Below are 23,007 nucleotides of genomic sequence, written 5' to 3' on the forward strand. Positions count from 1 at the left end.
AGTCGGATTCGTGTTCAGTAATCGACCTTGACGAAATAAAGCCCGTCGGCGGGCGCGGTTGGGCCACCCGCGGCACGATCACACGCCTCAAGCGCGTGCTTGACGTCAATCGGCTTCCAGTTGCCCTTGCCGACCAGAACCAACGTTCCGACCATATTGCGCACCTGATGATGCAGGAACGACCGGCTTTCGGTATGAACCCGGATTTCAAGCGGATTTTCGGTCCCGCGGCTGACTTCAAGCTTTTCAAGTGTCTTGATCGGGCTGTTGGCCTGACACTCGCTGGCGCGAAATGATGAGAAATCAAATGTCCCGATCAGGTGTTGGGCGGCTTCGTTCATCGCATCGACATCAAGGGGCTTATAAACCCCCCAGGCCAGCCCCGCCTCAAAGGTCAGCGGTGCCCGGCGATTGATGATGCGATACATATAGTATCGTTTCTTTGACGAAAACCGCGCATGGAAGTCCTCAGAAACCTCAACGCATTCCTTGACCGCCACCGGATCGGGTTTCAGGTGATGGTTGATCGCATTCATCACCGCTTCTGCCGGGTAGTATTTCGGCAGATCGAAATGCACCACCTGGCCTAACGCATGCACCCCGGCATCGGTCCGGCCCGAGACATAAACGCGCACGAATTCGCCGACGAATTTTTCGACTGCGGTTTCAAACACCTTTTGAACCGAAATCACTTCGTCCTGGTACTGCCAGCCGTGATAGGGGCGGCCATCATATTCGACGGTGCATTTATAGCGCTGCATGGGCTGATTTATATCTTCGGAATGTCTTCTGATCCAAAAGAAAACGAGGGGCGAATGGGCCCCTCGTTTCTGTCTCACACAAAGTCTGCGTGATTATTTCAGATCGTCATTGCCATAGCCAAGACGCAGGCGCAGCGCATTCAGCTTGATAAAGCCTTCTGCATCATGCTGGTCATAAACCGTGTCAGCTTCGAACGTGACGTGTTCTTCGGAATAGATCGAATTCGGCGACTTGCGGCCGGTGACGGTGACGTTGCCTTTATAAAGGTCAAGGCGCACGGTGCCGTTGACAGAACGCTGAGTGTCGTCGATCAGGCGCTGCAGGGCCTGACGTTCCGGCGACCACCAATACCCGTTATAGATCATCTCGGCATAACGCGGCATCAGCTCGTCTTTAAGGTGACCGGCGTTACGATCAAGCGTAATGCTTTCCATCGCACGGTGCGCGGTCAACAGGATCGTGCCGCCCGGGGTTTCGTAGACGCCGCGCGACTTCATGCCGACATAGCGGTTTTCCACCAGATCCAGACGACCAATACCGTTTTTACCGGCCAGCTCGTTGAGCTTGGTCAGCAAGGTCGCCGGGCTCATGCGTTCGCCATTGATGGCAACCGGGTCACCTTTTTCGAACTCGATTTCAATCGTGGTGATCGCATCGGGTGCGTTCTGCGGCGAAACGGTACGGACAAACATGTTTTCGTCCGGCTTGACCCACGGATCTTCCAGCGCCTTGCCTTCATAGGAAATGTGCAGAAGGTTGGCATCGGTCGAATAGGGCGGCTCATCGCCACCGGCCTTGTCGGCCGAAATCGGAATCTGGTGTTTCTGGGCAAAGTCCAGAAGTGCGGTACGCGAATTCAGATCCCATTCACGCCACGGCGCGATCACCTTGACGTCCGGCTTCAGGCCATAATAGCCAAGCTCAAAACGGACCTGGTCGTTGCCCTTGCCGGTGGCACCATGCGACACCGCATCAGCACCGACTTCCTTGGCAATCTCGATCTGGCGCTTGGCGATCAGCGGACGCGCGATCGAGGTCCCCAGAAGATAGACACCTTCATAAAGCGCATTGGCGCGGAACATCGGGAAGACATAGTCGCGGACAAATTCTTCGCGCAGATCTTCGATGAAGATCTGTTTGACGCCGAACATCTCTGCCTTTTTACGGGCCGGTTCCAGCTCTTCGCCCTGACCGAGGTCGGCGGTGAAGGTTACGACTTCGCAGTTATACTGTTCGCGAAGCCATTTCAGGATGATGGAGGTATCCAGACCGCCTGAATAGGCAAGGACGACCTTTTTGACCTGATCGCTCATGGGAGTGACGCCTTTCTTCTTCCGATGTAATGCAGGGCGCGGCACCCAACGCCTGCGTCCCGTCGGGGCTGCAACTCATATGTCGCAAATCGCCCCTAGACCTTGAGCGCGGAGTATAGGAAAACACTACTAGGGGGCAAGACCCAAGATGGGCTTGGCCGCAAAAAGGCACAAAAAGATCGCACTTTTTGTCTCTGTTTTGGAAAAATCCGCGCCGAATGCTTAAGAACACCGAAGAAACCGAGATCGATCTGCCCCAAATCGGCCCGCTGCCGGTCCGGTTACGCCCCAGTGCGCGTGCGACGCGACTCAAACTGCGCATTGATCCCAGTTTTGACGGGGTCGAAATCGTCGTGCCCAACGGGGTGTCGCGCAAGATGGCGATTTCGATGCTTCATCAGCATGGCGACTGGGTCACAGCCCACATGAGCCGCCTGCCCGAACGGGTGCAGTTCATGCCCGGTGCGTGGATTCCCTTCATGGGCCATGACCACGCCATTCGCGCCGTCCCCGATGCCAAACGCGGCGTCTGGGTTGAGGCCGGCGTCATCTGGGTGTCGGGCCAGCCCGAACACACCAACCGCCGTGTGACCGATTTTCTTAAAAAGCAGGCCAAACTTGAAATTGCCCCGCGTGCGCATGCCTATGCCGACATGATCAATAAAAAGGTCAATCGCATCTCGCTGAAAGATACCCGCACGCGCTGGGGCAGTTGTTCATCCTCTGGCAATCTGTCGTTCAGTTGGCGGCTGGTGCTGGCCCCGGAAGATGTTCTGGATTACGTCGTCGCCCACGAAGTTGCGCATTTGCAGGAACTGAACCACTCCGCGCGGTTCTGGGCCGTGGTCGAAGACCTTTATGGCCCGTCGAAAAAGCAGCAACACTGGCTTAAGAAAAACGGCCCGGCCCTGCACCGCTATGGCGCGGGCAGCTAGCAGACCGGAAGATAAAGGACGCCACAGATGCTGATCCCGTTGGAAACACTGGCAATTTTCATCCCCACGGCCCTGGCGCTGAACATGACGCCGGGCAATGACATGCTGTTTTGTCTGGGTCAGGGGATTAAATCCGGTCCGGCTGCGGGCAATGCCGCAAGCATCGGGATTGCCACGGGGTCCTTGATCCACACGGCATTGGCCGGGTTGGGGTTGGCGGCCCTTGTCGCGGCCCATCCGATAGCCCTTGATGTGTTGCGCTGGGCGGGGATCGCCTATCTGGTGTGGCTGGCGATCAGCACATTTCGATCCGGCAACCCGGCCCTGAAACCCGCACAAACCAAGCGTTCCGGGGTGTTTCGTGCCTGGCGGGATGGCATTGTGGTGAACCTGCTCAATCCCAAGATAATTGTCTTTGTATTGGCGTTTATTCCGCAGTTTGTCGATGCGTCGCGCGGGTCGGTTTTGGGGCAGTTTCTGATTTTTGGCCTGATCCTGAATATCGGCGGCACAATCATCAATTGTCTGGTCGGTAGTTTTGCCGGGAAACTTGGCCAGATTCTGGCGCGTTCAAGCCGAATTGCGCGGGGGTTTCAGATCGTCACCGGCTGCATCTTTTTGGGGTTGGCGGCCAAGCTGGCCTTTGACCGGAAATAGTGAATAATGACGGCCATTATTCAAATTTGGTGAATAATGCCCCGATTCCCAAATATCGCTGGAAATCCGGCCAAAACAAATCCTCATACAATACAGCCACTGGCGCGCAGATTTGGCAATTCGGCGCGCAAAAATGCCAGAAAGCTTTTTTCGACCGCACTGAGTTCCCGTGACGAGGTAAACAGCGCCACATCCCATTCGATGGTGGGGGTCAGGGTGCGGGCGACCACCTTGTCGGTATCGACCAGAAGGGCGGCAAACGGGTCGCTGACGGAAATGCCGACATTGCGTTCGACAAGACGCGAGATCGTGCGGATGGTGCGGGCCTCGACCGCGATTTTGCGCGGCCAGCCGGCAATCTGGAAGATATAGTCAATTTTGGTGCGCAAGGGTGAGCCGATCGAGAGTTCGACAAAGTCCTCGCCGCGCAGCAAATCAATGTCGATGGTCTCGAACTTCGCCAGCCTGTGATCGACCGGCATCAGACAAACCGCGCGCGATTGCGCCAAGGGTGTCACCAGAACATCGGGGTCCTGAAGATCAAGGGTAATGCCAATGCCAAGGTCGCACTGGCGGGTGGCAATCATGTCCAACATGCCCTCAAGCCCCGTATCGGTAATACTGACCGAAACGTTGGGGTGGCTTTGTTTGAACTTTGCCACAACATCAAGCAGATAGGTGTCGACATAGATCGGCTGAGCAGCGATGCGGATGGCGCCAAGCTGATCATTGGCAATCGCACGCGCCTGGGTTTCAACTTCGCGAAATGCATTCAACGACCGCAGCACGGTCGCATGAAACTGCTGGGCCTCGCTGGTCGCGATCAGCTGATTGCGCTTGCGGGTAAACAGCTCAAAGCCGACCGATTTTTCAAAGCTGTTCAGCAAGCGACTGACCATCGGTTGCGAGATGTTCATCGCCTGTGCTGCACGCGTAACAGAACCGTGGGTCATAAAGGCATTGAAACTTTCAAGTTCACGCAGGTTCACGTTGCCTCCCCAAAAATCAGGATTTCAGCGGTAAAACGCCGTTCAGTATGTAGATTAGTTATACTGGAATTAATTTTTTGCGTCACCAGTTATGCTTTGTTTATGCAGGAAGGCACAAAAATAAATGACAGAGTGACTCCAAGTCAGAGCTTCGGCAATCCTGCCACCACCACCCAGGGAGACATGAAAATGTTTCAACAGCTCAAGAAAGCAGCCGGGATAGCTGCCGCCATCCTTGCGACGACAACCATGATTTCCACCGCCCAGGCTGACGCCTATCCTGAAAAAGCCGTGACGCTGGTCGCACCATATGGTGCTGGCGGTGCATCTGACCTGGCAGCCCGCGCGCTGGCAGAAACCGCAAGCAACTATACCGGCGGTCAGCCGGTTGTTGTGGTCAACAAGACCGGCAATGGCGGCATGAACGGCGCACGCTTTGTTTCCGAAGCAGACCCGGATGGCTATACCCTTCTTCTATCGCGTGTCGGCATGGCGCTGTATCCGGCGGTCTACACCGACAGCCCGGTTGGCTGGGATGCCTACACCTTCCTTGGCATGCTTGAAGCAACCCCGATGATTTTGGCTGTTAATGCAAATTCCGAGATCCAGACCATCGATGAGCTGATTGCCAAAATCAAAGACAGCAATGGTGCCACCACCTACGCCGCATCCGGCCCCACCGCGATTGACGGCTTTACGGTTCAGGCACTGCTGTCTGATGTGGGTCTGGACCCGCTGACCGCTTCCACCCTCGTGCCATATAAAGGCGGCTCTGCCCTGGCTGCTGCCCTTCTTGGCGGTCACGTTGACTTCCTGGCGATTGCTGCCGGTTCCCTGATGCCCCACATCGAAGCCGGTAAAATGCGCCCGCTGATGGTTTATTCGCCGAAACGTATGGCAAGCCTGCCGGACGTCCCGACCGCCAAGGAACTGGGCTATGCCCAGGCCGGTCAGGTTGGCGGCTGGAGCGGTCTTTATGCGCCCAAAGGCCTGCCGGAAAACGTCGTTGCCAAATGGACCGAAATCCTTGGCAAAGTCGCGACCGATGAACAGTGGCTTGATCTTGCGGCCAAGCGTGGTTCGACCTCGATCATTGGTGATCAGGACCCGGCGGCCTTCGTTAAAAGCCAGTTCGAGCTTTACAACGGCATGGCCAAGAAATTCGGCTACATCCAGTAAGCAGACGTTTTTTAACGTCGTTTAGTTCAGACTTTTGATGCGAGACGGAACCATGAACCAAAATCGCGATTTCTATGCCGGATTGGTGGCAACGGTATTCTTTGCCGTCATCCTGTTCGTTCTGATCCCGATCTATGTGAAGGTTCCGTCTTTCATTCCGGGCTTTGCCCCGCCGCCGGATATGTGGCCCCGCGTGGTCGCCGTCATCGGGCTGGTGATGGGGGTACTTGCCCTTGTTCTGGCCTTTCCGAAGATGCGCGAAGCCAGTCGCAATCAAGTCAGCAGCCTTGGCAACCGCGTGCTTGGCAACAAGACCCATCTGATGCGTTTCGTCATCGTGCTGATCGTGTTTGCTGCCTTTGTCTATGGCATGCCGCTGATCGGTTTTGTCCCGGCAACAGTTCTGCTGCTGGGGGCATTGTTCATCATGACGGGCAATTTCGAGCGCAAATTCTGGATGATCGGGCTTTCGATCATCTTCCCGGTCTTGCTGTATCTGCTGTTTACCAAAGTCACGCACACGCCGTTTCCGGAAGGCAAGCTGTTGTCTTTGAGCCTTTCTGACCTCGTAACACTTTAACCGAGAGCCCCAACCGTTATGTGGAATGAATTGCTTTACGCCTTTGAGGCGGTCGCAACGTTACCGAACTTTCTGGCGATGTTTGCCGGGATCTGGGCCGGGGTGATCATTGGTGCCATTCCGGGCATGACCGGAACCATGGCCGTGACGCTGGCACTGCCCTTTACGTTTTATCTGCCGCCGGTCACCAGCATCCTTCTTCTGGTGGCGCTCTATAAAGGGTCAACCTATGGCGGATCGATCTCCGCCATCCTGATCAAAACACCGGGTACCGCATCGGCGGCCTGTACGGTACTTGACGGTTATCCACTGGCGCGCGCTGGCAAGGGTGGCAAGGCGCTTAATATGGCGCTGGTATCAAGCTGTATCGGCGACTTTATTTCAAACATTTCGCTGTTCTTCCTGGCCATTCCGCTGGCGACATTTGCCCTGCGCGTTGGTCCGCCGGAATTCTTCATGCTGATGGCGTTTTCACTGACCATTGTGGCAAGTATTTCGGGCCGTTCGCTGGTTCTGGGCATCATTTCGGCCTGTTTGGGCCTGTTGCTGGCAACCGTTGGCGAGGACATGTATGGCTCGTTCCGGTTTGCTCTGTCTGAAGACATGAAATCGGGTCTTGGCATGGTGCCGGTTCTGATCGGCCTGTTTGCCCTGCCCGAACTGATCAAAATGGTCGTCTTCCGCCCGGAAGATAACGCGGCTGCCATGAAGCTTGGCGATAACCGCCTGACCCTTTCGGAAGTTCGCGGGTCGATCAAATCGATTTTCCGTGGATCGATCATTGGCGTGATCCTGGGTGCCATTCCGGGGATTGGCCCGTCGACGGCTGCATTCTTTTCCTATAGCGAGGCGCGCCGGACGTCGAAAAACGGGGACAAGTTCGGCGAAGGCGAGCTTGAAGGCATTGCCGCATCCGAGTCTGCCAACAACGGTTCATGTGGCGCGACCATGATCCCGCTTCTGGCGCTTGGTGTGCCGGGCGATGTGATTACCGGTGTGATGCTGGGTGCGTTCATGATCCATGGCCTCACACCGGGTCCGCTTCTGTTCCAGAACAATATCGGTGATGTCTATGCGCTGTTTATCGGCATCCTGTTTAGTTCCGTCTTCCTGTTTATCGCAGGCAAGGCAACGGCAGGGGCGTTTACCAAAATCTCGCGCATTCCCCAGACGCTGCTTTTGCCCTGCATTCTGATCCTGTGCGTCTATGGCATCTATTCCATCGGAGCGAGCCCGTTTGATGTCACCGTCCTTCTGGTCATGGGTGTGGTCGGTTTTGCCATGATGTTGCTGAACATCCCGGCGGCCCCGTTCCTGATCGCCTTTATTCTGGGTCCGATGTTTGAAGACAATATGCGCAGGTCGCTTGCGATTTCGCGCGGTGATCTGGGTGTGTTCTTCCAGTCATGGATTTCCTGGGGCTTCTTTGCCCTGACCGTTCTGTTCGTCATTCTGACCATTCGCCGCGAATGGAAGAAATGGCGCGACAACCGCAATGCCGATGCGTCATCTGCCTCCTGATCCGAGTAACGAGAAGAAAAAATGTCCAAACCAAACATGTCCCGTCTCCATCATGCCATCGATCTACTTGGCAAGCTGGTGGCGTTCGACACGACCAGCAAGAACTCGAATCTCGGTCTGATCCATTTCGTCCGTGACTATCTGGCCGAGTACGGCATTGAAAGCACCCTGTTTCATGACGAAACCGGGGAAAAAGCCAACCTTCTGGCGACCATCGGCCCCAAAGGGATGCCAGGCATCGCGCTTTCGGGTCATACCGATGTGGTGCCGGCGCTTGAAACCACCTGGATCAGCCCGGCCTTTGAGCTGACCGAACGGGACGGCAAACTGTTTGGTCGCGGATCGGCCGATATGAAGGGTTTTTCGGCCTGTGTGCTGGCGATGATCCCGGAACTGGTCAAACGTGATCTGACCATCCCGTTCCATCTGTGCCTGTCCTATGACGAAGAAGTCGGCTGCATCGGTGTTGGATCGATGGTGGATCATTTGGCCGCCATGGATACGCCGCCGCGTCTGGCAGTGATTGGCGAGCCGACCGACATGAAAGTGATCAACGGGCAGAAAGGCAAATATTCGATGCGGGTGGCGGTCACCGGGACGGCTGGCCACAGTTCCTTTGCGCCCAATCACGTCAATGCCATCGAATATGCGTCACGTGCGATCAATCTGATTGCCGAGAAAGCCCGCGCGTTTGAAGAAACCGGCCCGTTTGACGATGATTTCACCGTGCCGCACAGCACGATGCTGACCACCACGATCAGTGGCGGAACGGCGACCAACGTCACCCCGGAATATTGCGAATTCACCTTTGAAATCCGCCATCTGCCCGACCATGACGCCGAAGCCGTGATTGCTGATCTGCAAGCCACCATCATGGACACCCTTGATGCCGAGATGAAGGCCAAGGCGGATGACACCGGGTTTAGCTTTGAGAAGATCTTTTCCTATCCAGGGATGGGCGATTGCACTGATGCCGAAGGCTTTGAGTATGTGCGCAATGTCATCCCGGAGATTTCCGGCAAGGTGTCATATGGCTCCGAAGGCGGCGTGTTTGAAAAGCAGGGCAACATCCCGTCGATCATCTGTGGCCCGGGCAGCATCCAGCAGGCCCACAAGCCCAACGAGTTCATTGAAATTTCGCAGATCGAGGAATGCCTGGACTTCCTCGAAGCGCTCACCGATCAGGCCATCGCGGCCTGATATCTCACCATGACGATGCGCCACCCGCACTGTCAGTTGGCACCCCGCAGCAGAATCTCTCCCAACCCGATGCTGCATCAACGGGGTTCTGACAGGTGAGAAACTCCCGGCCACATCCCCCCCGATGTGGTCATAGCAAGCCAAACTCAAGGCCGGCTCGTGAAAGCGATGCCGGTCTTTTTTTTATGGTTCTAGCGGAAATAAGGAAAAATAAATCGGTCCCCTTTTTTTCTTGTCCCCTTTTTTTCTCCGTGTCCTCTTTTTTTCTCCGATACCATGCGTAAAGCGATGAAGGATGCCAAGGGACCAGGCAATTTCCGCAATCTGTTTTATTACAGTCCGAACGGCAAAAAGGACGGTATTCAGATCATGCCGCTTTCAGAGGTCGCGGCCAAAGACGAATTTGCCAGTATGAAAAACGTCACCCGCGATGACATTCTGGCAGCTCATCGTGTCCCGCCGCAACTGCTTGGCATCGTGCCGGTCAATGCCGGTGGCTACGGCAGCATTCAGGACGCCGCCGAGGTATTCCACAATAACGAAATCCGCCCGATCATGGCGGCCCTTGAAGGGTTGAACGACATGACGGGCGAGAATGTGATTACGTTTCCGGATAATCTTGGAAAGACTGGCGAAAACAGCTAGCCAGATTGATGAGGGTCGTGGTTGTAATGCCCCTCCCTCATAATTGGATGTCATTTTACAGCGTCGAACTTCTTTGTCTTTATCTGAGATGCGTCAACAATGTGGACGACCTCGTCTTCGTCCTTATTCCAAACACTTTCGGCAAGTCCCCAATAGTAAAAATGATGTAATTTCTCACTGTCTTTACTAGTAGAGGTCTTGAAAAGTCCTTTTTTTGTATATAGGACTACAAAATCATCTTTCGAGACATCTTCCTTGAGCTTCAGACCGTACAAATGCCGGTTACGGTTTGAAACGTTTCCTTGCTGGTCAAAAGTGTTGTCAAATATCAGGAATTTTGAACCTTCTTGGATTAGACGATTTGCAACTAAAACAAGGCGCTCTTTCTTTGTATCACCCCTGTCAGCAATTGCGTTGATTGTAAACGGTGGTAGGTTAGGCATATTATTTGATCTCCTGATCTCAGTGGTTTCGAACATGCGCCTCCATGGCGCAATTATATTTAGTCTGCGATCAAGATAGAGTGAATGTTTCCGTGGTCAACTCAAGGTCGTCAATTTGTCTTTGAGCAATATATCCAGTTAGGCAGTTGATCATAAGTGACCAACATGACATCAACCGGGGTTGCGCCGCATTTATTGCAGCGCAGCCTTTTTTGTATCTCTTTTGGTGTATGGAACCCAATGTGGCGTTTGCAGATATCCTGCCAAAGCAGGACGACATTGCGCCGACCACAACCGCATGTACAGCCGAGCGCAGCAAATTCTTTTCGCGACCAAATGGTAAAAACGGGTGTGTCGAACTAATCCCGCATCGGGCCATCTTTTGGCCCTGTCCTGCTTAATACTTAGCATTACCTTGTGCATGCTATCTAGAATAATTTTTACGGTGGAAACAGTGTCAAATATCCACAAATAAAGAAAGTTAACGATACATTAAGGGCGGTTCTTTACGTTAATTTTGTTTTCATAATTAGATGCCACGCTATTTCTCTACAAAACAAAATAAAGAACATTATGCCTATAACGACGAAAACGCCGCACCTTTCGATGCGACGTTTACGACAACCGCAGATGCGGTCGGTATCTAGACTTGAGAAGCGAAATATCGACCTTGTTGACAGAAAAGTCAATAAACTCGGACGTCGCCGGGGCATCTGCAGCAACCATGAAAGGAGCTGCCGATGGTTAAACAGTTGGTTGAACTGATTAAAGCCCTGACCGGGCTGACCAACGGTCTTCGTGCGCTGATCGGCGCAGTTTAATGGAATGGGTCGCCTCCGGGCGGCCCATTCTTTTTTGGGGCGGGCGGCAGCCAAAACTCAGTGTTACTCGGACTGCTGCTTTTTCACGATATCGATGAATTCACCAGTTCGAATTCTTCGATATATCTCTGCTTCAGCATGGCGCATTAGATCAAGAGAGCTATTATACTTCTGCGGTATTGAATACTTATGATTGCAGTTTATGCACTCCATTTGACGAAATGCAATGCTGTCCGCCATTTCTCCTTTGCATTTCGGGCAAAGGGGATTTGGATGCCCAAAAATCTGGACCCCGTTCCATTTCCAAGTCCAGATTAGATCCTTCCAACTGTCTGTAATATAATGTTTCTTTACTTCGTTTGGATCAGACCAGTCAAATCCACTGGCTCTGGATTGATGATAAAGCCATGCAACGAGAATAATCACATTCGCTATGATCGAAAGAGAAAACAGCAACACAATAGCGACTGGGATTTCAGCATCCGAACTCAGCCATGACCAAAATTCAGCAATCAGATCAGCCGCAAAGCTTAGAGCAAAGAGAGTAAGGGATAGGATTTTGTCATCCGAAATAGCATTGAAGATGGCGGACAAGAGCCTGTCAATTAGCACACCTGCCAAGCCCACTATAACCCACCATGCTTTATGCCAAACAGTCCCAAGGCCAGATCTGATTGTTGAAAAGTTCATCCTTTTCCCCTGCAACCCATCGGTTTTATTGAGTGGAGCACAACAACTCTGAAAAGAAAAGGTCCGCGTTTGATGAAAAACACGGGCCTTCGGGCGCAATCAGGGAGGCATTCCAGTCGAGATGCCCAGCTTTGCGCCTCGACGGAATTTCGTCAATCAGGATGTGGTTGGATAGAAATTAAAGGAAAAAGGGGACAGATTTATTTTTGAACATCAAAATCTGCAATGCATTCGAGCGGTCGTCCCGAAAGTCTAATGACCAAAAACCAGCAGACAGAAGCTTAAAGCAGCGCCAAGCACCGGCACCATGATTGGCACCTGAAAGATATGCGTGCCAACAGGGTCGATGCTGCCTTTGCGTTCGCGCCATTTGACGCGCACCAATGCCAGATTAACCATCACGAATACGGCCAATATCAATTGCGAGGTCAGCGTTGCCAGCCCGGAGATATCGAAGTTCAGCGCCAAAATAACGATGATAATTGCCACGAGGGCGGTTGCGGTAACGGGGGTTCCTGTTCGTTCCGGCACATAGGCAAGAATTCGCCCAAGCCGACCCGGAATGGTTCCCTGATCGCCCATGCCGTAAAGAACACGGCTTGCCATGATCACCTGAATAACGATGCCGTTGAACGTCGCGATGATCGCAATGGCGCTGACCACGGCTGCCGGTAAATCTGTTACGGCGCCAAACACCAGACCGAGCGGGGCACGCGATGTCGCCAATTCGTCAAGTGGAACGCTGAGAACCGCGATGGCGGCCACCAGAAAGTAAAGTGATGTCGCGATCACCAGCGTTATGAAAATGGCGCGCGGCATCGTGCGTTCGGGATCACGTACTTCTTCTGCGATATTGACCATATCTTCAAAGCCAATGAATGCGAAGAAGGCGAGAAGACTGGCACTCAGGACGGTTGCCCATACCTCGCCATCCAGGGTATCTGGCACGACGCTTGGCAATTGGCTGATCAGGTCAGGCTGGGTTAAAAACCCGCCTGCGATAATTGCAATCAGGCCGCCGATCTCGATCACGGTAAATAAGGCGGCGAACGCCACAGATTCGAGGATGCCAATACACGCGATCAGGGCAACAAACAGCAAAATCAAGAGGACCAGCCAGGCGCGATCGACTTCCACGACGGGGGTCAGGAGTGCCGCAAGATATCCCGCACTCCCCAGACTGATCGTCGCTGATGAAACAATCCCCGCCAGCATGACGATGCAGCCGACAATGAGGGCGATCATGCGCGACCCAAAGCCAAACTGAACGTAGGCGGATTCACCGGCACTAACTGGCAACCGACCCACAAATTCAGAGAAAGTCGCCGCAGAAAAGGCCATCACCATAGCGGCCAAACCAAAGGCCATTGGCGCATAAATGCCTGCCTGGGCGGCGGTCTCGCCGATTAGCACATAGATACCCGCACCAATGGTAACGCCCAAGCCATACAGCACCACCAATATCAAGGACAGGCGCCGCTTTAACTTTGTCGCTCGGGGCTTGGGTACGGTTACAGTCATCGTTGTGCAGCCTTTGTCCAAGACGTGAAATTTAGGGGCGCCCCCTTTTCCCATCCATGGAAAGCGCGGTTACTGCTTGCTATTGCCGGAACTGTAACCTTTGGTGAAGTCGCGCCAGCTTTCATCCTCGCCCACTTTTTTCGAACGTGCGAGTGCGGCCTTGCCAAGGGATCGGACCGGGATGTTCTGGTGGGCATGGAGCATGAAATCCCGCCAGAGGGCGGCCGGAAGGGCACCACCGGTGACCTGTTCATCCATCGGGCTGCCATCGTCATTGCCCATCCAGATCCCGGCGACAAGGTCGGAGCTGTAACCGATAAACCAGGCATCGCGGTAATCCGAGGTCGTGCCGGTCTTGCCCGCCGATGGGCGGTCGATGATGGCGTTGCGCCCGGTGCCCTTGGACACCACAGCGGCCAGCATGTTGTTCATTTCCCCGGCATGCAGCGGGTTCATCAGACGGCCAGGGAATTCATCGGTGCGCTCATAGAGCACTTCGCCGCCCTTGCCGGTGATCTTGCTGACCGCGTGCGGGAAGACGGCAAAGCCGCCATTGGCAACAATCGCATAGGCGCCGGTGAGTTCCAGCATCGAAACTTCGCTGGTGCCCAGTGCCAGACTGGGTTCGGCTTTCAGTTCCGATGAAACCCCCATGTCGCGGGCCTTCTTGATCACCTTGTCGAGTCCGACTTCAAGGGCCAGCTGCACGGCGATGGTGTTGTTTGAGGTCGCCACCGCATCGCGGATCGACATGGTGCCGTGATGCTTGCGATCAAAGTTGCGCGGTTCCCAGCCATTGATGGTAATCGGGACATCGCGCATCCAGTCGTTTGACCCATGGCCGTTTTCAAGCCCGGCGAGATAGACAAACAGCTTGAACACCGAGCCCGGCTGACGGCGGGCCTGTGTGACGCGGTTATACTGGCTTTCATAATAGTCACGCCCGCCGACCATGGCGCGCACCGCCCCGTCAGGCGTCATCGCCAAAAGGGCCGCCTGACCGACATGGTGTTCCTTGGCCCCGTTGCTTTCGAGCGCACGATGGAGGTTTTCCTCGGCGATTTCCTGAAGCCTTGAATCAAGCGTGGTGTGCACCAGAAGATCCTGATCGACATAGCCGACATAATCACGCACCCGATCAAGCACCCAGTCGGAAAAATACCGAACACCCGGCCCTGCCTGTGCAGAGCGCGTGGTGCGCACCCGGGTCTGTTTGGCGCGTTCAGCGCGCGCCTTGGTCAGTGCCCCGGTCGATGCCATGGCCGCCAAAACCACATTGGCACGTTCGGCCGAAAGTTCGGGGTCGACCATCGGGTTATAGCGACTTGGTGCCTTGGGCAAACCGGCCAGAACGGCGGCCTCATAGAGGTTGAGGCGCCTTGGGTCCGTACCGAAATAATGGCGGGCCGCGGCATCAATGCCATAAACGCCCGATCCGAAATAAATCCGGTTGAGATAAAGCGACAGGATTTGTTGTTTGTCGAATTTGAATTCCAGCCAGAAGGCCAGAAGGACCTCTTCGATCTTGCGGCCAAAGGACCGTTCGGGCGACAGGAACAGGTTCTTGGCGAGCTGCTGGGTGATGGTGCTGCCGCCCTCAGCAATGCGGCCTGCGGTCAGGTTGGCCCAGGCTGCGCGCGTGATGCCAACGATATCAATCCCGAAATGGTCATAAAAACGGCGGTCTTCAATGGAAACAAAGGCCTGACCGACATATTCCGGAAGGTCGCGGACCTCGACCGGGTTGCCGTAGCGGTCGCCATAGGCGGCCAGATTCTTGCCATCAATGCTGATGACGCGGATGGATGGTTTGCGTTCGCTGGCGACATCAAAGCTGACCTTGTCTGGCAGGCCATACCCGTAATAGGCGACAACGCCGCCGCCCAGAACCATGACCCAGATCGAGCCCAGAACGATAAATTTGGCAATCGCCTCCGGCCCCGGGATCATATCGCCCAGACGGGCAAAAAGACTGCCTTTCTTGCCTGAGCTTCTGACCCGTTTTTTGGTCTTTTTGGAACCTTTCGATCCCTTTGATCCCTTACGGACACTTTTTTGTCTTTTGAATTCTCTTTGCGCCACAAACGCACCTATCGGTCTGGTCCGGGTTTTGCACACGCAAGCCCACCCATCTTGTGCACGCAATCCCAAATTGCATCCGACAGGCGATCGCGCCGCTTTTTCCGGCGTATTTTAATCATTATGTCCCAACCGAGGAGGGAGTCCCCCGTCTCCCCGCTATGCGACTTTTTTATCTATTATGAGCCGTTTGCACTTTCGCGCTGGCCCAATTTCCAGAGGTCCTTGACACCATCGCCGGCACGCCGGCGTTCGGAAGATGCACGCACCATGGAACGGATGGGCAAACCGTCGTGCGCCTCCAGCATAAATAACCGCCACAAAGACGCAAGCTCTACCTCACCGCGAACCTCCATGGGGGAGCGATCATCATTGCCCGCCCAGACGGTCGTGATCAGATCGGACGAGAAGCCGACATACCAGGCATCAGACCGCCCACCGGCAACCGTGCCATAGCCGGCAAAGGGACGATCAAGGCGGACCTGCGGATCGGTCACACTGGCAAACAGAACGTAAGATGCCTGAATGGCCTCATCGGTCAGGCGTTTTTCCTGCACGGCGTCGACGCGCTGATATACCGGCGGGCTGCTATCTGCGCCAGTATAGGACACCCGGTTGATCAGGGTCATCTGGGCCGGTTTGCCCGAATTTTGCGGCAGGGCATGGATGGCCGTGACATCACTGATCGTGATTGGGTCAAGCCCGACCACGGTGCGGATATCCGTTGAAAGCGGGCTCTTGATGCCGATGTCATGGGCATACTGGCGAACATTGAGAAGGCCGTAATGATCGGCCAGATTGGTTGGCACTGTGTTGACATCGCGCACAAACGCCTCGCGCAGTGAAATCATGCCCTTGTAGTCGTGATCGGGATTAAGCGGCCGCCAGCCGCCCACCGCCATGCGGTTATCGCGGACCCACTGGGCCGGATCACTGTTTTGGTTAAGCGCATAATAATAGGTCGCGATCTTCATCATCCGCCCGGCAGACCGGCGGACCTCGGTGACGCGGTTGCGCTGGAACGGGGAATAATCCGACCCGCCAATCAGGGCGCGAATGCGGCCTTCGGGGCTGATCGACAGAAGACCGGTTTGCGCCGCCCCGCGTGGTTCGTTGCGCAATCTGGCGACTTCGGGGACAACTTCCTGCGCCATGTTCTGGATTGTCCAGTCGATGCTGGTGACGACATCGATATCGCGGCTGCTATAGCCGACAAGATCAGCGACTTCTTCGAGCACCATATCCACAAGATAGCCAGACAGGACATTTTCCTCGTACTGGACGTCGAGTTTCGGCTCCAGCAGGGTCAGGGCCGAGACGCGGTTGATCTCGAGGAATTTGTACTCGGCCATGCGGGCAATAATCTTGTTGGCTTCTTCGGCGGTTTCGCGCGGATAAAACAGCGGATTGAAGGTTTCCGGATCGCTCATGGCAGCGGCCAGAACCGCGGCCTGATGCAGGCTCATGCGTTCTGCCGGGCCGCCATACCAAAGCCGGGATGCCGCCGAGATGCCGAAAATACCGCGCCCGACATAGGCGCGTTCAAGGTAGCTGCGCAGAATGGTTTTCTTGCTGAAATTCCATTCCAGCCACAGGGCGACGATAAATTCCTGCATATGGCGGCCGGGGCCGCTATCCTTGGTCTTGAAGAAGCTGCGCGCGACCTTCATCGTGATCGTCGAACCGGGGCCGCCTTCGGTACTGAAGATGCGGGCAAAATCGACACCCGAGACCCCGAAATGGTCAAAGAAAGTTGGATCAGCCGCAGCAACGAAAACGTTCTGAAGCCGTTCGGGCAAGGTGGTCAGCGAGACGTCCTGGCTATAGCGGCCCTTGATGGTTTCAAGCAGCGCCCCGTCATAGCCAAGAATGCGGATTTCCGGGCTGCGGACCATGTTGCGGCTAAGATCAAGGCTGGAGCTGATCGAATAGACGAGGCCGAAAATGGTCAGAAACACCACCGACACGCTCAAAACGGTCAGGATCATGCGTTTGCGGCGCTGCCGCCGACGGGCTTCGCGCAGTTCCTTGTCGGCGATGCGTTTCATCGCCGCCTTGGCAGCTGTTCTGCCGCCTTCGTTGCTTTCGTCTTCGCCGTTTTCGTTTTCTTCTGCCACGCAAAGTGTCCGTTTTTTGCCCGTGTTTATGTGCCTGTCTGACAGTAAAGCGCCAAGCTGTTAAGAAAGTCCTTTTAACCATACAAACGTATGAGGTGCCCTCCTAACGAGCGCTTTGCCCGACCGGCAGTTCCCCGACCGTAAGCCGCCAAAACGGGGGTGTCTGTGATCAATGCTATGGGGGGCGTAAAATTTGCTTGCCAATACAGGACCCGATCCACAATAGTCTTCCAAGGGCAGGCGATGGCGTCGCCAGCGTGATCACGATTTAGGACACGCGCCCGAACCATCACCACACATATCCTGAACGCCGGGATCTTGCTTTGTCGCTGTTTGCACAAGGGGAGGTCTTCGTCCCTTCTGATGCGCAGCGCGTAAAAGAGGGAACTCGCTTATGGATCGTCCGGAATTTTACCGTTTCCACCAAGGTGACCGCGTGCTGCCGTTCGAGGCCGCGGAATATGACGCCCGTCTTTCGGGCCTGCGCAAGATCATGAATGACGCGGGTGTTGAAGCCTGCGTTTTCACCTCAATGCACAACATCGCCTATTATTCGGGCTTCTTGTATTGCGCCTTTGGTCGGCCCTACGGCCTTGTCGTGACGCCATCCGAAAGTGTCACGATCAGTGCCGGTATCGATGCCGCGCAACCGTGGCGACGCTGCCATGGCGATAACATCACCTATACCGACTGGGCGCGAAACAATTACTGGCGCGCCATCCTGTCGGTGACCGGACCGGGCAAGGTGATCGGCTTTGAGGGCGATCATATCAGCCTCGCGCAAAAGGCGCTTTTGGATGAGTTCCTGAAACCATTCAAAAGCCAGGACATTGCGCCTGCCACCATGCGCCAGCGCATGCATAAATCAGCCGCCGAAATCGCCCTGATCCGCCATGGCGCGCAGGTTGCCGATGTCGGTGGCTATGCCATCAAGGATGCGATCAGGGAAGGTGTGCGCGAAGTTGATGTTGCCATGGCCGGGCGCGATGCGATGGAACTTGAAATCGCCAAGCGGTTCCCGGATGCGGAATATCGCGATACCTGGGTGTGGTTCCAGTCCGGCATCAATACCGACGGGGCACATAACCCGGTGACATCGCGTAAACTTCAGCGCGGCGATATCCTGTCGCTTAATACGTTTCCGATGATTTCGGGCTATTACACAGCGCTTGAACGCACGATGTTTGTCGGCGAGGTCGATGATGCCAGCCTGAAAATCTGGGAAGCCAATGTGGCCGCCCATGAATATGGCATGAGCCTGCTGAAACCCGGTGCGTCCTGTGCGGACGTGACAGAGCAGATCAACGCCTTCTTTGAAGAGCGCGATTTGCTGCAATATCGCACCTTTGGTTATGGCCACAGCTTTGGCGTGCTGTCGCATTACTATGGCCGCGAAGCGGGGCTTGAGCTGCGCGAAGATATCGACACCAAACTTGAACCGGGCATGGTGATCAGCATGGAACCGATGCTGACCATTGCCGAAGGCAATCCGGGGGCCGGTGGATACCGCGAACACGACATCCTCGTCATTACCGAAGACGGCAATGAAAACATTACGGGCTATCCCTATGGCCCGGAATTCAACGTTGTCGGCTAAATCTTACCCAACCCAAATGCACTAAAGGCAAGGGCCCGCGAATGCGGGCCCTTGCCTAATTTCGATAGTGGATACCTGATAGGTCAGTTATTCCGCAGCGAATTCCTTGCTGCCGGTATACAACAGATCGATGATGTGCAGGGCAAAGGAACGCCAGATATCCATGCGGAAGCTTTGGTCCGCATCACGCCACAGCACGACCGTGACACCGTCGATCACCGTACGGCAACCGCCGCCGACGGGGATGCTGTCGATGTCGCGCGGGCAGCCGATAGTGAGCAACTCTGCCGCACGATCACCTTCGATCCGGACCGTGATTTCACGGGCGGAAACCTCGGTCAGGCTGTGTGTTGCCGACGCATAGACATCGGCACAGGCCGAAACCAACTTATCGGTATCGTCTGTTTTGGCGATGATCATCCATTCATCCGGGCCAAGGCAGATCGCCTCGGTAGTGCCATTGGCCGCACGTTCACCAACCGTAGTTGGCAAATCAACACCGAGTGCCTTGGCCACGGTCGGAATGTTGGCCGCACGCAGACGAAGCGAGAAGCGGGCAACCGGTTCCAGCAGGGTCAGCTTGACCGGGCCGGACGCAACGATAGGACCTGGCGTAAATGCGTGTGTGAGTACCGTCATTTTTCTGTTCCCCGCCTAGAGTTTCAACCGTGCGCCTTCAGGATCGTAAAATACGGTCCCGGTGACTTGCGCCTTGATCACACGATCAGGCATCGGAATGTAAATGGTTTCACCCATGCGATTAAAACCGTCTTCAAGCAGCGCCATGGCAATCGGCCGACCTGCGGCATCACTGTGATAGCTTGATGTCACATGGCCGACCATTTTCATCGGCTTGGGCTGGTTCGGATCAAGAACGATCTGCGCCCCTTCCTCAAGCTTGGTCTTGCCATCTTCGGTCAGAAGACCGATCAGCTGCTTGCGGCCTTCGGCAACCAGGTCGGGACGGGCCAGACCGCGCTTGCCAACAAAATCAGGTTTCATTTTACCAATTGCCCAGGAAAGCCCGGCGTCATGCGGGGTGACTGTGCCATCGGTATCCTGACCAACGATGATATAGCCCTTCTCGGCACGCAGCACGTGCATGGTTTCGGTCCCATAGGGGCAGATATCGTATTTCTTGCCAGCCTCATACAGCATTTCCCAAAGGGCACGACCGGCATGGGCCGGCACGTTGACCTCAAAGCCGACTTCGCCGGTAAAGCTGATGCGGAACAGGCGTGCCGGGAAACCGCCAACGCGGCATTCCGAAACCGACATGTGCGGGAAGGCCTCGTCAGACATGTCCTGACCTTCGACAAACGGTTCAAGCACCTTGCGGGCATTCGGACCGTTGAGTGCAATGGTTGCCCACTGTTCCGTTGTCGAGGTCAGCCAGACATCAAGATCCGGCCATTCAGTCTGAAGGTAGTCTTCCATCATGTTCAGAACACGCGCGGCACCGCCGGTCGTGGTGGTGACGTGGAAACGATCATCAGCCAGACGGCCAATGACACCGTCATCACGGATGAAACCATCATCGCCCAGAAGCAGGCCATAACGTGCCCGGCCCGGTGCCAGTTTGGTCCAGGGGTTGGTGTACATGCGGTTCATGAACTCCACCGCATCAGGGCCGACCACCTCGATCTTGCCAAGGGTCGATGCATCAAAGATTCCGACACTGGCGCGCGTTGCACGGCATTCACGATCAACAGCGGCATGCATGTCTTCGCCGTCTTTCGGGAAGTACCATGCACGGCGCCACAGGCTGACCGGCTCATAGGCGGCACCGTTTTCTTCGGCCCAGCTATCAATCGGGGTTTTACGCGTCACTTCAAAGTGACTGCCCTTGTGATAACCACAAAACGCCCCGAAAGTCGTCGGGGTGTAAGGCGGGCGGAAGGTCGTCAGACCGACTTTCGGCTGCGGCACACCCAGTGCGTCAGAGGCAATATTCAGGCCGTTGATGTTTGACATCTTGCCCTGATCGGTTGCCATGCCGTTGGTGGTGTAGCGTTTGACATGTTCGATTGAACGCATGCCTTCACGCACCGCAAGGCGCAGGTCCTTGGCGGTTACGTCGTTCTGGTAATCGACAAAGGCACGGGCCTTGCCTGCATCCAGATCGGTCGGCAGTTCCTTGTGGCTGACACCCGTTCCCGGGCGATCATTGGCAACTGTATAAGACGCAGGCGCAATGTCCTTACCAAGGCTTTTGACGGCTGCAGCACCCATTGCCGCCCCATCATTCAAGACGGCTTCAATGCCCCACAGGCCACGGCCTGCACCGGCGATTTCGCATTCCTCTGCCTTGTGATCAGGCAGGAAGGTCTGACGTTCCTCGTCCCAGGCAAGCGTTCCCTTGGTATGGGAGAAAAGATGCAGTGACGGCGTCCAGCCGCCAGACATCAGAAGACAGTCACAGCCGATAACTTCGGGCGCACCGACCGACGATCCGGTGACCGGGTTGACGCGAACCGATTTGACGCGCAGGCGGCCTTCGGTTCCGGTAACGGTGTGACCAGCCATGATGCGAATACCGCGTTTGGTCGCTTCGGCAACCAGATCGGCATTCGGTTCGGCGCGGGTATCAACAATCGCGGCAATGGTGGTGCCAGCGTCTGCCAGATCAAAGGCCGCATACCATGCACTGTCGTGACTGGTGAGGATGACAGCCTTGTCACCAACCCGCACGCCATACCGGTTCAGGTATGTCTGGGCGGAACCGGCCAGCATCACGCCCGGGCGATCGTTGCCATCAAAAACCAGTGGCTTTTCAAGTGCACCTTGCGCCAGAACAACCTGCTTGGCACGGACACGCCACATACGTTCGCGCGGGGTTTCGCCGTCCGGGCTGGCAAGGTGGTCGGTCAGCTTTTCACACAGACCAACCATGTTCTGGTGGTAGTAGCCAATTGCGGTCGTGCGTGTCATCAGCTTGACGCCAAGCTCTTTGAGTTCGGCGACAGTTTTGCCAACCCAGTCCCATGCCGGCATGTCTTCGATCTGAGCCGACGGCTCGGACAGAAGCGATCCACCCGCTTCGGGGTTTTCATCAACAAGGGTCACACGCGATCCGGCACGCGCCGCCGAAAGGGCGGCGGCAAGACCGGCAGGACCGGCACCAATGATCAACACATCAGTATGCAAATAGCGCGACGCGTAGTGATCCGGATCCGGTTCGGTCGGCGATACGCCAAGACCGGCCGCCGCACGAATAAACGGCTCATAGACCTTGTCCCAGAAGGATTTCGGCCACATGAAGGTCTTGTAATAGAACCCGGCGGAAAACAGCATGTAGGCCTTGTCATTGATCGCGCCAATGTCAAAGGACAGGCTGGGATAACGGTTCTGGCTGTTGACCTGCAGGCCGTCCCAGATTTCCTGGACGGTTGCGCGGGTGTTCGGCTCGAACCGGCCGGGGCCACGGCGGGTACCGACCAGTGCGTTCGGCTCTTCGGAACCGGCGGTTACGGCGCCGCGCGGGCGGTGATATTTGAACGAACGACCCATCAGGTGGATGCCATTGGCCAGCAGGGCCGATGCCACGGTATCGCCTTTGAAACCTTTGATTTTCTTGCCATCAAAGGTGAACTGGATCGGTTGGGTGTGATCGACGCGACCACGCCCGGAAACGCGGAAGCTGCTCATTTCGATTTCTCCAACAATTTGGACAGTTCAGGACGGGGATCATCGGTTTTATAGGTGATCAGGAACCGGTCACTGACGGTGTCACGCACAGCGTTGAAATATCGACCACAGCCATGGAAGTGGCGCCAGCGTTCATAATGCGGGCCCTTCACATTGGTGCGGATAAACAGGAAATCGCGCCATTCCTCGTCACTGACCGACGATGGGTCGGCCGGACGTGCGATATGGGCTTCACCGGCATAGGTAAATTCCGCCTCCGGCAGGGTCTGATTGCAATAGGGGCAATGGATCAGAAGCATGTCCGGTCTCC

The 23,007-nt window shown here is 55.4% G+C and carries 19 protein-coding genes; 8 read left to right on the forward strand and 11 right to left on the reverse strand.

The window, feature by feature from the left end; translation table 11 throughout:
* Positions 1 to 14: 14 nt before the first annotated feature.
* Both truA and HED22_RS04135 read right to left on the reverse strand, forming a co-directional pair.
* Complete coding sequence (truA, locus tag HED22_RS04130) at positions 15 to 761, reverse strand: tRNA pseudouridine(38-40) synthase TruA (protein ID WP_167719391.1); 747 nt, start codon at positions 759 to 761, stop codon at positions 15 to 17.
* Positions 762 to 854: 93 nt separating this feature from the next.
* Positions 855 to 2,075, reverse strand: a complete 1,221-nt coding sequence (locus tag HED22_RS04135) for an argininosuccinate synthase (RefSeq protein ID WP_062953614.1) — start codon at positions 2,073 to 2,075, stop codon at positions 855 to 857.
* Between the two features lie 218 nt (positions 2,076 to 2,293).
* Between HED22_RS04135 and HED22_RS04140 the strand changes: the two genes are divergently transcribed.
* Complete coding sequence (locus HED22_RS04140; RefSeq protein WP_167719395.1) at positions 2,294 to 3,010, forward strand: M48 family metallopeptidase; 717 nt, start codon at positions 2,294 to 2,296, stop codon at positions 3,008 to 3,010.
* A 27-nt stretch (positions 3,011 to 3,037) separates the two neighbouring features.
* Positions 3,038 to 3,667 carry a LysE family translocator gene (locus tag HED22_RS04145; RefSeq protein ID WP_167719398.1) on the forward strand — a complete coding sequence of 210 codons (630 nt, stop codon included), beginning with the start codon at positions 3,038 to 3,040 and terminating at the stop codon, positions 3,665 to 3,667.
* Between the two features lie 83 nt (positions 3,668 to 3,750).
* Here HED22_RS04145 and HED22_RS04150 read toward each other — a convergent pair whose 3' ends face one another.
* The gene (locus HED22_RS04150) at positions 3,751 to 4,656 is read right to left on the reverse strand and encodes a LysR family transcriptional regulator (protein WP_167719401.1); all 906 of its coding nucleotides are present in this window, start codon (positions 4,654 to 4,656) and stop codon (positions 3,751 to 3,753) included.
* A 189-nt stretch (positions 4,657 to 4,845) separates the two neighbouring features.
* Here HED22_RS04150 and HED22_RS04155 point away from each other — a divergent pair, with 189 nt between their 5' ends.
* The 5 genes from HED22_RS04155 to HED22_RS04175 all read left to right on the forward strand — a co-directional run bounded on the left by HED22_RS04155 (position 4,846) and on the right by HED22_RS04175 (position 9,781).
* Positions 4,846 to 5,835 carry a tripartite tricarboxylate transporter substrate binding protein gene (locus HED22_RS04155; protein ID WP_167719404.1) on the forward strand — a complete coding sequence of 330 codons (990 nt, stop codon included), beginning with the start codon at positions 4,846 to 4,848 and terminating at the stop codon, positions 5,833 to 5,835.
* A 52-nt stretch (positions 5,836 to 5,887) separates the two neighbouring features.
* A complete protein-coding gene (locus HED22_RS04160; RefSeq protein WP_167719407.1) occupies positions 5,888 to 6,415 on the forward strand; it encodes a tripartite tricarboxylate transporter TctB family protein in 528 nt (175 codons plus the stop codon).
* A gap of 18 nt (positions 6,416 to 6,433) precedes the next feature.
* On the forward strand, positions 6,434 to 7,936 hold the full coding sequence (locus HED22_RS04165) for a tripartite tricarboxylate transporter permease (RefSeq protein ID WP_167719410.1): 1,503 nt from the start codon (positions 6,434 to 6,436) through the stop codon (positions 7,934 to 7,936).
* Between the two features lie 21 nt (positions 7,937 to 7,957).
* Positions 7,958 to 9,136 carry an acetylornithine deacetylase gene (gene argE / locus HED22_RS04170; protein WP_167719413.1) on the forward strand — a complete coding sequence of 393 codons (1,179 nt, stop codon included), beginning with the start codon at positions 7,958 to 7,960 and terminating at the stop codon, positions 9,134 to 9,136.
* A gap of 276 nt (positions 9,137 to 9,412) precedes the next feature.
* On the forward strand, positions 9,413 to 9,781 hold the full coding sequence (locus HED22_RS04175; RefSeq protein ID WP_167719416.1) for a hypothetical protein: 369 nt from the start codon (positions 9,413 to 9,415) through the stop codon (positions 9,779 to 9,781).
* 50 nt (positions 9,782 to 9,831) lie between these two features.
* On the opposite strand, the gene HED22_RS04180 is transcribed toward HED22_RS04175, so the two are convergent.
* From HED22_RS04180 to HED22_RS04200, 5 genes are all read right to left on the reverse strand, one after another.
* Entirely contained in the window at positions 9,832 to 10,260 is a 429-nt protein-coding gene (locus tag HED22_RS04180) for a hypothetical protein (RefSeq protein WP_167719418.1), read from the reverse strand.
* A gap of 848 nt (positions 10,261 to 11,108) precedes the next feature.
* Positions 11,109 to 11,735, reverse strand: a complete 627-nt coding sequence (locus HED22_RS04185; RefSeq protein WP_167719421.1) for a hypothetical protein — start codon at positions 11,733 to 11,735, stop codon at positions 11,109 to 11,111.
* A gap of 252 nt (positions 11,736 to 11,987) precedes the next feature.
* Complete coding sequence (locus tag HED22_RS04190) at positions 11,988 to 13,256, reverse strand: APC family permease (RefSeq protein WP_167719424.1); 1,269 nt, start codon at positions 13,254 to 13,256, stop codon at positions 11,988 to 11,990.
* 69 nt (positions 13,257 to 13,325) lie between these two features.
* Complete coding sequence (locus tag HED22_RS04195; RefSeq protein ID WP_254869752.1) at positions 13,326 to 15,206, reverse strand: transglycosylase domain-containing protein; 1,881 nt, start codon at positions 15,204 to 15,206, stop codon at positions 13,326 to 13,328.
* Positions 15,207 to 15,514: 308 nt separating this feature from the next.
* Positions 15,515 to 17,452, reverse strand: coding sequence for a transglycosylase domain-containing protein (locus HED22_RS04200; RefSeq protein WP_167719430.1), 1,938 nt, complete (start codon positions 17,450 to 17,452; stop codon positions 15,515 to 15,517).
* A gap of 394 nt (positions 17,453 to 17,846) precedes the next feature.
* Between HED22_RS04200 and HED22_RS04205 the strand changes: the two genes are divergently transcribed.
* The gene (locus HED22_RS04205; RefSeq protein ID WP_167719433.1) at positions 17,847 to 19,049 is read left to right on the forward strand and encodes a M24 family metallopeptidase; all 1,203 of its coding nucleotides are present in this window, start codon (positions 17,847 to 17,849) and stop codon (positions 19,047 to 19,049) included.
* 87 nt (positions 19,050 to 19,136) lie between these two features.
* On the opposite strand, the gene HED22_RS04210 is transcribed toward HED22_RS04205, so the two are convergent.
* Genes HED22_RS04210 through HED22_RS04220 form a run of 3 tightly spaced genes read right to left on the reverse strand, consistent with a single transcriptional unit; the run spans position 19,137 to position 22,996 of the window.
* On the reverse strand, positions 19,137 to 19,688 hold the full coding sequence (locus tag HED22_RS04210; RefSeq protein WP_167719437.1) for a sarcosine oxidase subunit gamma: 552 nt from the start codon (positions 19,686 to 19,688) through the stop codon (positions 19,137 to 19,139).
* Between the two features lie 15 nt (positions 19,689 to 19,703).
* On the reverse strand, positions 19,704 to 22,697 hold the full coding sequence (locus HED22_RS04215; RefSeq protein ID WP_167719440.1) for a sarcosine oxidase subunit alpha: 2,994 nt from the start codon (positions 22,695 to 22,697) through the stop codon (positions 19,704 to 19,706).
* A complete protein-coding gene (locus tag HED22_RS04220) occupies positions 22,694 to 22,996 on the reverse strand; it encodes a sarcosine oxidase subunit delta (RefSeq protein WP_167719443.1) in 303 nt (100 codons plus the stop codon). The genes HED22_RS04215 and HED22_RS04220 overlap by 4 nt, the downstream gene beginning before the upstream one ends.
* Positions 22,997 to 23,007: the final 11 nt, after the last annotated feature.

The organism is Thalassospira sp. HF15 (assembly GCF_011806525.1).
Classification (GTDB): Bacteria; Pseudomonadota; Alphaproteobacteria; order Rhodospirillales; family Thalassospiraceae; genus Thalassospira.

Excerpts from the sequence above, each read along its gene's own strand:
- truA (WP_167719391.1), bottom strand. The coding sequence starts at position 761 with ATGCAGCGCTATAAATGCACCGTCGAATATGATGGCCGCCCCTATCAC.
- HED22_RS04135 (WP_062953614.1), bottom strand. The coding sequence starts at position 2,075 with ATGAGCGATCAGGTCAAAAAGGTCGTCCTTGCCTATTCAGGCGGTCTG.
- HED22_RS04140 (WP_167719395.1), top strand. The coding sequence starts at position 2,294 with ATGCTTAAGAACACCGAAGAAACCGAGATCGATCTGCCCCAAATCGGC.
- HED22_RS04145 (WP_167719398.1), top strand. The coding sequence starts at position 3,038 with ATGCTGATCCCGTTGGAAACACTGGCAATTTTCATCCCCACGGCCCTG.
- HED22_RS04155 (WP_167719404.1), top strand. The coding sequence starts at position 4,846 with ATGTTTCAACAGCTCAAGAAAGCAGCCGGGATAGCTGCCGCCATCCTT.
- HED22_RS04160 (WP_167719407.1), top strand. The coding sequence starts at position 5,888 with ATGAACCAAAATCGCGATTTCTATGCCGGATTGGTGGCAACGGTATTC.
- HED22_RS04165 (WP_167719410.1), top strand. The coding sequence starts at position 6,434 with ATGTGGAATGAATTGCTTTACGCCTTTGAGGCGGTCGCAACGTTACCG.
- argE (WP_167719413.1), top strand. The coding sequence starts at position 7,958 with ATGTCCAAACCAAACATGTCCCGTCTCCATCATGCCATCGATCTACTT.
- HED22_RS04175 (WP_167719416.1), top strand. The coding sequence starts at position 9,413 with ATGCGTAAAGCGATGAAGGATGCCAAGGGACCAGGCAATTTCCGCAAT.
- HED22_RS04180 (WP_167719418.1), bottom strand. The coding sequence starts at position 10,260 with ATGTTCGAAACCACTGAGATCAGGAGATCAAATAATATGCCTAACCTA.
- HED22_RS04185 (WP_167719421.1), bottom strand. The coding sequence starts at position 11,735 with ATGAACTTTTCAACAATCAGATCTGGCCTTGGGACTGTTTGGCATAAA.
- HED22_RS04190 (WP_167719424.1), bottom strand. The coding sequence starts at position 13,256 with ATGACTGTAACCGTACCCAAGCCCCGAGCGACAAAGTTAAAGCGGCGC.
- HED22_RS04195 (WP_254869752.1), bottom strand. The coding sequence starts at position 15,206 with ATGATCCCGGGGCCGGAGGCGATTGCCAAATTTATCGTTCTGGGCTCG.
- HED22_RS04205 (WP_167719433.1), top strand. The coding sequence starts at position 17,847 with ATGGATCGTCCGGAATTTTACCGTTTCCACCAAGGTGACCGCGTGCTG.
- HED22_RS04210 (WP_167719437.1), bottom strand. The coding sequence starts at position 19,688 with ATGACGGTACTCACACACGCATTTACGCCAGGTCCTATCGTTGCGTCC.
- HED22_RS04215 (WP_167719440.1), bottom strand. The coding sequence starts at position 22,697 with ATGAGCAGCTTCCGCGTTTCCGGGCGTGGTCGCGTCGATCACACCCAA.
- HED22_RS04220 (WP_167719443.1), bottom strand. The coding sequence starts at position 22,996 with ATGCTTCTGATCCATTGCCCCTATTGCAATCAGACCCTGCCGGAGGCG.